Raw genomic sequence first — 12,819 nt, 5'->3', positions numbered from 1 at the left:
CGATCGTATTGCGGAAAACAAAATCTTGTTGACTGCCATCGGCAAATACGAAGAAAAATTGAACTACAACTGTCCTTTAAAATAATGAAAAAAACGCTATAATTGAACAGCAGTTTATAATGTGAAAAAGCATACAAAAAGATGTATGCTTTTTCTGCAACATTTTATTTAACATGCGCTAAGATTCTACTTCCCTATGAAAAACAAAATAAAGAAGCCTAATTGGCAAGCAAGCGCAGGTGAGGATCCACTTGGTTTAACTACTGATTAGTGGAGGAAAAATAAAACCTGCACCGATCAAAGACCACTTTATTGGTTATGCCCTTTTTCCACTAATTTGACCATCATATTTGCAATTGCATGGCGTTCCTCATCTGAAGCGACTGACCATAGGTCGGCAAGCACTTTTTCCTGATCGTTTTTCGGCGTTACTTGGTTGGCCAGATAATCGCCGATCTCGAATGCTAAATCAGAGATGACACTTTGGGAAATCCCATCGCCTTCTGCGCTCTGCAGACGGTCTCCAAGGAAGTTTTTCCATTGGTCCCAGTTATCTAGGATAGACATGTTAATCACCCTTTCTTACACATAATGTGTGTAGGAGAGGATGGCTTTATGCACGCTTTTCTTGTATTCCAATTAAATATACCAGCCGCCGTTGACTCTCAGGATATGCCCTGTCAGATAAGACGCTTCTTCCGACAGCAGAAACGAGATACTGTTGGCGATTTCACGAGGATCTGCTAAGCGGCCAAGCGGGATCTCTTCTTCCAATGCTTGCTTTTCTCCTTTTGAAAAGGAAGCGAGCATGGGGGTTTCAACCGCGCCCGGGGATACCGCATTCACTCGAATTCCCATAGGAGCCACTTCTTTGCTCAGTGATTTGACAAACGCATTTTGGGCTCCTTTCAGCATACTATACAATACTTCGCAGGAAGCACCGGTATCTCCCCAAATAGACGTGACAGCCACAATACTGCCGGCATGCCCGCGCATTATTTTTGGCAGCAGTTTCTGTACGAGAATAAACGGGCTTATGACATGCAATTGCGTCATGCTATGCAGTTCTTCCCGGTTGACATCGGTCATCAGGCCATAAAGTGAAGCACCGCTGTTCAGGACCAGATGATGCAAAGATAGAATCTGTTCACTTAAAAGATCCGCCCCGTCCGGCTGGCTCAAATCCGCCTGCACAGGAATCGCTTCTATATTGTAATGTTTCAGTTCCTGCAGCAGTTCAGAGATTGCTTCGCCGTTAGAATTATAATGGAGATATAGAGAATACCCCTGTTCCGCCAACTTCAATGCGGTTGCGCGGCCAATGGCACCGCTGGCCCCCGTTATTAACACATATTGATTTTTCATCTTCGTTTCATCCTTCTCTCCGCTCTTTACAAACAAAGAAGGTTCGCTTTTGCAAACCTTCTTTGTTTTGTCTTATTTATTATTCGGCATAACTTGGCAAACCGTCAATCTTTTTTCATTGATCAGGGTTTTAGCCACTTGCTTCAGGTCTTCCATAGTGATGCTCTCCAATAGCGGGACAATATCAAATAAGCTGCTGCCATGGAATGCATAGCCTGTAAATGAATTGGCGATATTCTCAGGCGAATTCAGGGAACGCAGGAAAGAACCGATCTTCTTCTTTTTCGTCCTGTTTAGCGTATCTTCATCCAAACGGCTGCCATCCTTATGGCTAAGGAGATAAGCCATAACCTTCTCCGCCAAAGTGTCAGGGTCTTGGGTATCGCCACCGATTAAGGCGAATCCAAAGTCTGTTTCCTGTGTATATTCGTAAGAGAATGAGCCGTCAATCAATCCTTCTGAATACAAGTCATCATACATGTCGGAACTTTTGCCGAACAGCATATCCAACAGCACATTAACCGTTAATTCTTTTTTGAGCAATTCCTTGCCGTGTTCTTGATGGACTGTTCCTTTAATGCCAACCAAGCATTTTGGCGTTTGCACATTCATTTTCAATACCTGCTTCTTAGAGGCAACTTCATCTTGTTCCGTTACTTTTTCTCGCAGAATCTCTTCTGGCTCGGCAAACTCTTTTTTAGCCTGGTTTCCACGCACCATCTCCATGATTTTTTCAGGGTCGACAGGGCCTACAATAAATAACAGCATATTGCTTGGATGGTAGAACGTATGATAGCATTCATACAGCAAATCTTTTGTGATATGCGATATGCTTTCAATCGTACCGGCAATATCGATTTTCACCGGATGGTTTTTATACATATTTTCAATGGCCCCGAAATAAAGGCGCCAATCAGGATTATCGTTATACATATTGATTTCCTGCCCGATGATGCCTTTTTCCTTCTCTACCGTTTCCTTTGTAAAATAAGGCTCCTGTACAAAATCAATTAATGTCTCCAGGTTTTTCTCGACTTGCGAAGTGCTTGAGAACAGGTACGCTGTTCTTGTAAAGGATGTAAAGGCATTGGCTGACGCCCCTTGCTTCGAGAACTGCTGGAATACATCGCCGTCTTCTTTTTCAAAAAGCTTATGCTCGAGGAAATGGGCAATGCCGTCAGGAACCGTTTTTACCTCTTGTTGTCCAAGTGGGCGGAATGTGTTGTCGACAGAACCGTATTTAGTCGTAAAAGTCGCATATGTTTTGTTAAAGCCTTTTTTTGGGAGGATATAAACGTCCAGCCCGTTTTTTTGCTTCTCGTAATAAAGCACTTCATCTATTTGATTATATACCAATTGCTCCATCACTTTTGCACCTCCGATCCAGTCAAGAAGTAGATTGTATCCAGCTGGACTTTTTCGCCCACAGCAAGGATCTCTTCTCTTGTAACATTTTTGATTTTTTCCAGCCATTCATCCACGGTAACATGTTTTTTGGAAACCACATTATGATACAGGATTTCGATCAGCCCATAAGCATTATCCACCGTCTCAAGCAGCTGATTTTCTATGACTGCCTTTGTCTGGACAATAATGTCATCGGAAAAATCGCCTTTTTTCATGCTCTCCATTTGTTCGTTTATAATAGTAAGCGTCTTTTCGTAATTTTCATTTTGGATGCCTGAAACCACGATCAACAGCCCTTTATGGCTTTCAAGCCTAGAGGCTGCATAATAGGCCAGGCTATTCTTCTCTCTTACTTCCATGAACAATTTCGAATGGGAGAAACCGCCGAAGATCCCATTAAAGACTTGCAATGCATAGTAATCATCGTCACCATAAGTAATGCCTGTACGGTAGCCGATATTTAATTTCCCTTGCATAATAGCCTGCTTCTCGATGACTTCATTTACTTTGATGTCTTGGCGCACATGCGCTGATGCCTGAACTTTCGGCTCTCTTGGCTGCAGCTTGACCAGTTGGCGGCACAGGGACTGGACATACTTCGGATCTACATCGCCTACAACAAATAAATCGAGTTCATCGTTTTGCATGGCATATTGGTAATACTCATACAAAGAGGCGGGCGTAATCGCATCCACTTCCTTTTCGTCCCCATTTACTTCAAGGCCGTACGGTTCATTTTTGCACATTTCTTCTACTAACCGGTTAGACGAATATTTCATTTTGTCGTCATTCAGCGATTGGATCCTTTGCTTCAGCGTCCGCTTTTCCTGTTCTACCTCTTTATCGTTGAATGCGTTATTTGAAGCATGTGGCTTAAATAAAATGTCCATTAAAAGGCGCAAACCTTTTTCTAATAATGGCGTCGGGTCTGATAGAAACTTTTCATTGGCAATCTCCAACGAAAAGGTCATGATATGGTATTCGCCTTTTTTGCCGACATTTACGAATAATGAAGCCCCGTACAATTCTTCCAGATAGGCGCGCAATAGCGGTGCATTCTTGAATTGCTCGGTACTGCTTTGCAAGACATAAGGCAATAAAGCCCGCTTCGTCACAGTTTCCTTTTCCAAAGGCGCTTTCATCTTCCAGACGATACAGTTCGTCTTGTATTTTTCCGTGGGTACGATATGCAATGTATAGCCATTCTCGGTGCTTATTTCATTGGCATGTGACATAGGTAAAACCCCCTGACATTATGTATAGTAGCAATTAATCTTTATTCTTTCTTTCACTTACTAATTATAAACATCGTTTATGTTTATTGCACTCCACCTTCAGTTATTCGTTGCCGAACATTTTTCTCCTGCAAGAATAAGTGAAACTTTGCTAGCGAGGTTTCATCTGTCTCCAACAATCATTCGTTGAACCAATCGGATTGTTAGTGGGAATTGCTTGTTCGCCAATTCGCTAAAAGAAGAAGCCTTGGCTGCTGACAGCCAAGGCTTCTTCCTTTTCTTATTTAACGGCTACCTTTGATATAAGGCTCCCCTGATGCTTTCGGAGCATCGGCGCGGCCGATGAAACCAGCCAAAGCAATGATGGTTAGTACATACGGCGCAATTAATAAGTATACGGAAGGGATATCCTTGAAGAAAGGAAGCGAAGCCCCTACGATACTTAAACTTTGTGCCAGACCAAAGAACAGTGCAGCCCCTAAAGCGCCAAGCGGATGCCATTTTCCGAAAATCATCGCGGCAAGCGCCATAAAACCTTGGCCATTGATCGTTGCATGGCTGAAGTCGCTTGTAACCGTGATCGCATGGATTGCACCACCGATTCCGGCGAAAGCACCGGAAATCATGACAGATACATAACGGATTTTCGTTACGTTCACGCCCATTGTATCAGCGGCCATCGGATGTTCACCGACTGCACGGATGCGCAGGCCAAATGGTGTTTTAAATAAAACATACCATGCGATGAACGGAATGATGATCGCAATATAAGAAATGTAATACACCTTAGAAAAGAAGATATCCCCGATGAACGGAATATCGCTCAATACAGGAATATCTACTTTATTAAAAGCAGTTTCCTGCGGAATCATGTCAGTTTGGCCCTTGTCATAGAATAATTTCACAAGGAATAAACATAACCCAGTTGCTAAGAAGTTGATGGCCACACCGCTGACAACTTGATTGGCGCGGAATGTGATCGATGCCAAACCATGCAGCAATGAGAAAATCATCCCTACAACCATCGCGACAAGGATTGAAATCCAAGGTGTCAAATGCCCTAATGTGTCCCCGAAGGTTAAATTGAAAACGATGGAAGAGAAAGCCCCGAACACCATTAATCCTTCAAGACCGATGTTAACTACCCCAGACCGTTCTGAGAATACCCCACCAAGTGCAGTGAATATTAAAGGCGCAGCCAAAGCAATCATAGAAGGCACAATAATTTGTAAGATTTCTGTAATACTCACTTATTTATCCCCCTTACGATTCTTGCGCTCTAACAGCACTCGAATAAAATAGCTTGATGCGACAAAGAAAATGATGAATGCAATAACAATGTCGACCAATTCGTTTGGAACACCTGCTGCGAATGGCATATTTAATGCTCCCATTTTCAGAGCCCCAAAAAGAAGAGCCGCAAATCCGACACCAATCGCTACGTTGCCGCCTAGAAGGGCAACCGCGATTCCATCGAAACCGATTCCTGTGAAAGCACTTTTCACTTCCACGAATCCAAATGTTCCCAAACCTTCCATTGCACCGGCAAGACCAGCGAATGCTCCGGAGATCGCCATAGATAGCATAATGCTTTTATTGACGTTCATCCCTGCATAGCGTGATGCTTCCTGGTTATAGCCGACAGAACGCAATTCATAGCCTGTTTTCGTTTTTTCAATAATGAACCACATAATAATAGCAGCAATGATGGCAATGATGATACCCCAGTGCAGGCGGGAGAAATCCGTCAGATTTTCCAGGAATGGAGATTTTAACGAAGCGGAGTCAGCCACCATCTCTGTTTTATCTTTGTTATCAGTCAATACTGTTTTAACAAGTGCGTTTGTTACATGCAATGCGATATAATTCAGCATGATTGTAACAATTACTTCATGGACACGAAGTTTCGCCTTCAGGAACCCGGCAATGAATGCCCAGAATGCACCGGCCAAAGCGGCTGTGATGATGGCCAAAGGCAAATGAATAATTTTAGGAAAATCAAAAGTTGTACCGACCCACACAGCGGCAAACCATCCAACGATTACCTGGCCTTCAACCCCGATATTGAACAATCCGGCTCTAAAAGCAAAGGCGACAGCCAATCCTGCCAAGAGAAGCGGAATGAATTGTCTGAACGTTTCACCCACATAATACATTTCTCCAAAAGCACCATTGACTAGAGCCACATATCCATCAATTGGATTATAGCCTGTAATCAGCATAACAATGGCACCGGCAACAAGGCCCAAAATTACAGCTATAACGGGTACCAATATGTTTATGGCGCGTTTATTAGTCATGACTTGTTTCCCCCGTTTCCATACGTTTGCTACCGGCCATCAATAAGCCCAGTTCTTGCTCTGTTGTTTCTTTTGGTTTCACGATTGCCACAATCTCCCCTTCATACATAACTGCAATCCGGTCGCTGACGTTCATGATTTCATCCAATTCAAAGGAAACAAGAAGAACGGCTTTTCCTTTATCGCGCTGTTCAATCAGACGTTTATGGATGAATTCAATGGCACCTACGTCGAGGCCCCGTGTCGGCTGGGCAGCAATCAATAAATCAGGATTCCGGTCGATTTCACGGCCGATGATCGCTTTTTGCTGGTTACCGCCTGATAATGCCCGTGCAAGCGTATGGATGCTTGGTGTGCGCACATCATATTCTTCAATTAGTGTTTTTGCTTTTTGATTAATAGCTGTATGATTCAATACACCATTCTTCGAAAAAGGCTTTTGGTAGTACGTTTGAAGCACGATGTTTTCACTCATGGAGAAATCCAGCACCAATCCATGCTTATGGCGATCCTGAGGGATATGCCCAACAGCGGATTCCGTTACTTTTCGAGGAGAAAGGTTAGTGATATCCTTGCCATTCAATTTGATACTGCCGGATTCTGCCTTCATCAAACCGGTAATCGCCTCAATCAATTCAGATTGTCCGTTGCCGTCGACACCAGCGATACCAACGATCTCTCCTGCCCGGACAGCAAGGTTCAGGTTGTTAACCGCTTTGACATGACGGCTGTCTTTTACTGTCAGGTTCTCGATTTCAAGCACGGCCTGTTTTGGCTGCGGTTCAGCTTTTTCTGTTTTAAAGACAACTTCACGGCCTACCATCAAGTTTGCAAGCTCATCCGTGTTCGTATCTGCGACATTCACAGTACCGATTCCTTTTCCCTTTCGGATAATCGTCACCCGGTCGCACACTTCCATGATTTCTTTTAGTTTGTGTGTGATCAAAATGATTGATTTGCCTTCAGCAATCAGCTTTTTCATAATGGTGATCAATTCTTTGATTTCTTGCGGAGTCAATACTGCCGTAGGTTCATCAAAGATAAGGATTTCTGCGCCGCGGTATAAAGTTTTGAGGATTTCGACACGCTGTTGCATTCCCACTGAAATATCAGCAATTTTCGCATATGGGTCAACACTTAGGCCATATTGCTCCGAAATTTTTCTTACTTCTTTTGCTGCTTCGTTTAAAGAGATTTTGCCGAATTTTGTCGGCTCTTTACCGAGGATGATATTCTCCGTTACAGTCAACGGATCTACCAGCATAAAATGTTGATGAACCATCCCGATGCCAAGGTCGTTGGCGATGTTTGGATTCGTGATCTTAACCGGCTCTCCATTTACACGGATTTCGCCTTTTTCCGGTTGGTACAAACCAAAAAGGACGTTCATCAACGTTGATTTCCCTGCTCCGTTTTCCCCCAGAAGTGCATGGATTTCGCCTTTTTTCACCTGTAGGGTGATGTTATCATTTGCGATGATCCCCGGGAATTCCTTCGTTATATTGAGCATTTCAATAACATGTTCCACTCGTTCTCTCACTCCCTTATATCTTATAGTAAGCATCCATTTGGCTTACCTTTTGTAATGAAAGGCTTTGATTCGGTATACTAATCTATACAGTTTCTAACCTCTTGCTCTCCCTTTACACTAAAAAGAATGAACCTACTATATTGCTTGATCCTTGCAATACTCGCCTGTTTTCAGGGGAAATTATCTAAAAAAGGCCGAATAAAAAGCTCTGTTGGGAAGAAGGCTGTATTTCGCGATACGTTTGGCATCAACTTACAACGACGATCTTCCATAACAAAGCTGCTTAGGAAAAGGCAAAGGAAAGAATGTAAGAAGTCTTACCTCCTACAACCTTTCATTTGCTTTCTCGTAGAAATTAATAGTTGCGCATAATTGAATATTCATGTATAATTAAATGCTTCGACGGAACTTTTATTGAAGGATAAAGAAATGCCGCCGAACAGCATTCCTTTATCCTTTTTTGAACTTAGAATTTCATTTGTTTTAATTCTTTACGAGTAGTTGGCGCTTTTACATCACCGTTTTTAAGTTTTTCTGTCCACTCTTTGATTGCGTTTTGAGTATCTTCAGAAAGGTTGTCGCCAGTTGTTGCTACAGTGATTGCATTATCTTCAAGGCCGTATTTGATTTCTTCGCCGCCAGGGAACTTGCCGTCTTTCGCTTTTTCAGCTAAGTCTGCAACAGCGATGTCAACGCGTTTAACCATTGAAGTTAGTGTTACAGTCATATCTTTGCCGTTTACATTCAATTTGCCTTCGTCAGCTTGGTCACGGTCAACCCCGATTACCCAAATATTTTTGCTAGGATCTGCTTTTTTGATTTCTTTGGCTGCTGTAAACACGCCGTTACCAGTTCCGCCTGCTGCGTGGTAAATGACATCGATTCCTTGAGAGTACATAGAGTTGGCAATTTGCTTACCAACGTCCGCTTTACCAAAATCTCCGGCATATTGGACTTTTACATCTGCTTTAGGGTTTACAGATTTAACACCAGCGATAAAGCCAACTTCGAATTTGTTGATCAATTCTCCATCAACACCGCCGATAAAGCCGATTTTATTGCTTTTTGAAGCTTTAGCAGCCGCTACTCCAACAAGGAATGATCCATCTTCCTCTTTGAATGTGATGCTTGCCACATTATCGCCTTCTACAACAGAGTCAACAATCGCAAATTTAGTGTCAGGGCGTTGTTTAGCTGCTTGGGAGATCGCATCTTCCAATTTGAACCCGATCCCATAAATCAAATCAAATTTATTGCGAACAAGGGTATTGACGTTTGGTGAGTAGTCAGACTCAGCTTTTGACTGCATGTAGTCATAACCGCCTTTTCCCTCTTTCAATCCATTATCTTTACCGTATTTTTGGATACCTTCCCATGCGGATTGGTTGAATGATTTGTCATCCACACCACCAGTATCGGTTACCATCGCTACTGTGAAATTATCCTTCTTGTTTGAGTCAGAGCTTTTGTCGCTGTCATCTTTGCTTCCGCAAGCTCCAAGCAATGTGCCGGCAGCCAATACAAATGATAGCGCTAAACCAATTTTACGCTTCTTCAAAGGTAAAACCTCCTAAATAGATGTTGTTGATTAGCAGATTTTTTAGATTCTTTTTCTTAACACATGAAAGCTGAACTTGTTTGACTTAAAGTAGTTGACTGAATATAGGATCGGACGGTCATTCTGATCATAATGCATCTGTTTCAGAACCAATAAAGCGGTTTCAGGATCACATTCCAGTAAAGGCGAAATCTTCTCATGGTACCCAAGCGGCTCTATATAGGAAACTGCGTATGTAATATTGATGGCTGAATGGCTTTCTAATACATGGAAGATCGATTCTTCCTGGTATGAGAAATCGTGGGGCACATGTTTTTCCAATATTTTGTCCAAACAATAGACCACTGGCTCATCATTGGCAGTCCTAATCCGTTCGATAACCACTAAAGGATCCTCTTTCTTGCAATGCAAAGCTTTCATCACTTCTTCGGTTGGCTCCTCCGTGGAAGAACTCAAAAAGATCGTGCCTGGTTTCATTCCTGCCTGCTTGATCATGCTCGTCACACTGGTCAACTGCTCAATGCCCGAACTGAATAATGGTTTCGAGTTAACAAACGTCCCTACCCCATGCCTGCGGATAATGACATTGTCTTCCTCCAAAATGCGCAGCGCTTCCCTTAAGGTAGCCCGACTGACACCAAGTTGCCTTGCCAATTCAAATTCAGACGGCAATTTTTCTTTCTCTGTGTATACCTCATCTTCAATATCTTTTTTTATTTTCTCTATGACCTGAAGATAAAGGTGTCGATGATCCTGCTTTATAGACATGAAGAGACCCCCAAAACAACTACACCTAAGACATCAGACCTCAGATGTGTTTTCTTTCTACTAACCGTTAATAGATTATCACTTTTCAAAAGAGAAATAAATAGCGTATTTTTTATTTTTTGGTCTTTTTTTTAAAAAAAAATGTGAATTAAGTCCCTTGTAAGCCTTGCCGGGCTTACAAAAGTATAACTTAACTCACAAATATGTTACTCTCAAATTTTTTTCTACTTAAGAATGTTTGACATCCTGGTCGAAGTCATCTTTGCTGACCAAAACGGTTCTCGGTTTGCTTCCTTCATAAGGGCCGACGATTCCGCGTGCTTCCATCTCGTCGATTAGACGGGCAGCTCTTGAATAACCGATCCGGAATCTTCTTTGCAGCATGGATACTGATGCGGTTCCCATTTCTGTAACAAGCTGTACCGCTGAATCGTACACTTGGTCTTCAACTTCCCCGACCACTTCACTTGGTTCATCAGGAATCATGTCTTCTTGATACTGAGCTTTCTGCTGGGAAATGACATAATTCACGACATCCTCAACTTCCTGGTCAGAAAGAAAAGCGCCTTGCACTCGCACCGGTTTAGATGCCCCGACAGGCAAGAACAGCATATCCCCTCTACCCAGCAGCTTTTCAGCTCCACCCATATCAAGAATGGTACGGGAATCGGTCATCGATGAAACACTGAAAGCGATTCTTGACGGAATATTGGCTTTAATGACGCCCGTAATGACGTCAACCGACGGTCTCTGCGTCGCTATGATCAGGTGTATGCCGGCTGCCCTTGCCATCTGGGCCAATCTGGTGATTGCATCTTCTACATCAGAGGAAGCCACCATCATTAAATCGGCCAATTCATCCACTATCACGACAATAAACGGAAGCAGCGGCTGCTTCTCATCATTTTCATTATTTTGCATTTTGACATAATCATTATACCCTTCTATATTGCGGGTACCGGTATGGGCAAACAGTTCATACCGGCGCTCCATTTCGTTCACTACTTTCTTAAGCGCCTGAGATGCCTTTTTGGCGTCTGTCACTACCGGTGCCAATAGATGTGGAATGCCGTTATACATATTCAGCTCCACCATTTTCGGATCGATCATCATCATTTTGACTTCATGCGGTTTTGCTTTTGTCAGAATGCTAGTGATGATCCCGTTGATACAGACAGATTTTCCGGACCCTGTTGCCCCGGCCACAAGCAAATGGGGCATTTTATTCAATTCGGCCATCACGGCTTCACCTGCCACATCCCGACCGAGCGCAATCAACAGCTTGGAATCATTATTCATTGATTCGCTGGATTCGAGCACTTCCCGTAAAGAAACCATAGCAACCTCTGAATTCGGCACTTCAATGCCGATCGCCGATTTTCCGGGGATTGGCGCTTCGATCCGAATGCCTTTGGCCGCAAGCGCTAACGCGATATCATCCGCCAGTGATACAATTTTACTTACCTTCACACCCACAGCAGGATGCACTTCATATTTGGTTACCGCCGGGCCTAGATGGACTTGAGTGACCTTGGCATTGACGCCGAAGCTCGTAAATGTCTTTTCTAACTTGGCTGCATTTTCATGTATCCGCTTGTATTCTCGCGTCTGATCGGATTTTTTTGCTGCATTTAATAATGATAGCGAAGGCAGTTGATATTCGGCATTTTCCATTTCTGAAAAATCCATCGGTACGTGGACTTCCTGGCCATCATCTTCTAAAGTCTGAGTTTGTTTTTCAACCGCTTTTTCCTGCGGCTTATGTAAACTTTCTGCATGTTGTTCAATGCTTTGGCCGTATGCTTTTTCCGTAAACGTACTGATTAATGTTGGCGTTTCTTCTTCAACCACGTTTTCCTGCGCTTGTTCAGGTTCTCTAGGCAGTGATTTCTTTGAGCGTGTGCCACGCGATTTTCTGTCCTGATCCTTTTGTTTAAACTCTTTCAGATCCTCTTTAAAGCCGCTCCATTGATCAGCTGCAAAAATGCGGATCGCTTGAAATAGTTTGTTGAGCGTATCGCCCAATGTTCTTCCCGTGACAAGGATTGCACCCACAATTATGCATAAAAATGCGGCAATTTTTGCCCCGGCTGCCGCAAAAAGAAAATTGAATGCGGCAAATAATACGGCACCAATCATTCCGCCCCCAAGATCACTTACTGGAAATGAAGGACCTTTATCCGTCACTTCCATCCAGAACAGTTCCCATGTATTCAATATAACACTAGGCTTTTCAAACGGCCCTCCCTCTGCCAACATACCGAACAGCCTGACGTGGCTCAATAATAAAATGCTTCCTATTATTAAATAAATTCCGATCAATTGTCTGCGCAATAGATTCGGAATGCTACGCTTCCAAATAAGGAACACACCTATAACAATCAATCCAACCAATAATAGGATGCTCCATTCCCCCATGAAAAAACGGGCAACCAGCGACAACGCATTTCCAAAAGCGCCCAATTGGGCAATGGCGATGATTGCTAAGCCGGCCATCAGCAGTCCAGTGATTTCATATTTCAATGTTCTCTTAAGCTGTGTTGAACTCTTACTGCTTTTTCTTCTTTTTTTCTTTGCCATGTCCTCACCCGTACTTTCTATTCGCAAAACTGAAAAACTGTTTCAATCCCTCTTGTTCTCTGTACTAAACGGCAC

General features: G+C 43.1%; 10 protein-coding genes. All 10 read right to left on the bottom strand.

Annotated elements, in window-relative coordinates:
• Nucleotides 1-309: 309 nt before the first annotated feature.
• The 10 genes from BN1765_RS09195 to BN1765_RS09150 all read right to left on the bottom strand — a co-directional run bounded on the left by BN1765_RS09195 (nucleotide 310) and on the right by BN1765_RS09150 (nucleotide 12,744).
• Nucleotides 310-567, bottom strand: a complete 258-nt coding sequence (locus BN1765_RS09195; protein WP_050614844.1) for a DUF3243 domain-containing protein — start codon at nucleotides 565-567, stop codon at nucleotides 310-312.
• 72 nt (nucleotides 568-639) lie between these two features.
• On the bottom strand, nucleotides 640-1,365 hold the full coding sequence (gene ymfI / locus BN1765_RS09190) for an elongation factor P 5-aminopentanone reductase (protein ID WP_050614843.1): 726 nt from the start codon (nucleotides 1,363-1,365) through the stop codon (nucleotides 640-642).
• A gap of 72 nt (nucleotides 1,366-1,437) precedes the next feature.
• Nucleotides 1,438-2,730: an EF-P 5-aminopentanol modification-associated protein YfmH gene (gene yfmH / locus BN1765_RS09185; RefSeq protein WP_050614842.1), complete on the bottom strand. Its 1,293-nt coding sequence runs from the start codon at nucleotides 2,728-2,730 to the stop codon at nucleotides 1,438-1,440.
• The gene (gene yfmF / locus BN1765_RS09180) at nucleotides 2,730-4,007 is read right to left on the bottom strand and encodes an EF-P 5-aminopentanol modification-associated protein YfmF (RefSeq protein WP_050614841.1); all 1,278 of its coding nucleotides are present in this window, start codon (nucleotides 4,005-4,007) and stop codon (nucleotides 2,730-2,732) included. The genes yfmH and yfmF overlap by 1 nt, the downstream gene beginning before the upstream one ends.
• 284 nt (nucleotides 4,008-4,291) lie before the next feature.
• Nucleotides 4,292-5,218 carry an ABC transporter permease gene (locus BN1765_RS09175; RefSeq protein WP_390621195.1) on the bottom strand — a complete coding sequence of 309 codons (927 nt, stop codon included), beginning with the start codon at nucleotides 5,216-5,218 and terminating at the stop codon, nucleotides 4,292-4,294.
• Nucleotides 5,219-5,257: 39 nt separating this feature from the next.
• Nucleotides 5,258-6,307 (bottom strand): ABC transporter permease, encoded by a 1,050-nt coding sequence (locus tag BN1765_RS09170; protein WP_050614839.1) that lies wholly within the window; start codon nucleotides 6,305-6,307, stop codon nucleotides 5,258-5,260.
• Nucleotides 6,300-7,835 (bottom strand): ABC transporter ATP-binding protein, encoded by a 1,536-nt coding sequence (locus BN1765_RS09165; protein WP_050614838.1) that lies wholly within the window; start codon nucleotides 7,833-7,835, stop codon nucleotides 6,300-6,302. Before BN1765_RS09165 ends, BN1765_RS09170 begins: the two co-directional genes overlap by 8 nt.
• A 469-nt stretch (nucleotides 7,836-8,304) precedes the next feature.
• Nucleotides 8,305-9,396 (bottom strand): BMP family lipoprotein, encoded by a 1,092-nt coding sequence (locus tag BN1765_RS09160; RefSeq protein WP_050614837.1) that lies wholly within the window; start codon nucleotides 9,394-9,396, stop codon nucleotides 8,305-8,307.
• Nucleotides 9,397-9,438: 42 nt separating this feature from the next.
• Nucleotides 9,439-10,164: a GntR family transcriptional regulator gene (locus BN1765_RS09155; RefSeq protein ID WP_050614836.1), complete on the bottom strand. Its 726-nt coding sequence runs from the start codon at nucleotides 10,162-10,164 to the stop codon at nucleotides 9,439-9,441.
• 228 nt (nucleotides 10,165-10,392) lie between these two features.
• Nucleotides 10,393-12,744 (bottom strand): DNA translocase FtsK, encoded by a 2,352-nt coding sequence (locus tag BN1765_RS09150; protein WP_050614835.1) that lies wholly within the window; start codon nucleotides 12,742-12,744, stop codon nucleotides 10,393-10,395.
• Nucleotides 12,745-12,819 lie beyond the last annotated feature (75 nt).

Origin of the sequence: Bacillus testis, from assembly GCF_001243895.1 — a bacterium.
In the GTDB taxonomy this organism is placed as follows: domain Bacteria; phylum Bacillota; class Bacilli; order Bacillales; family DSM-1321; genus Bacillus_AD; species Bacillus_AD testis.
Note: the sequence above shows the minus strand (reverse complement) of the source record. Positions and strands in the feature narration are given on the sequence as shown.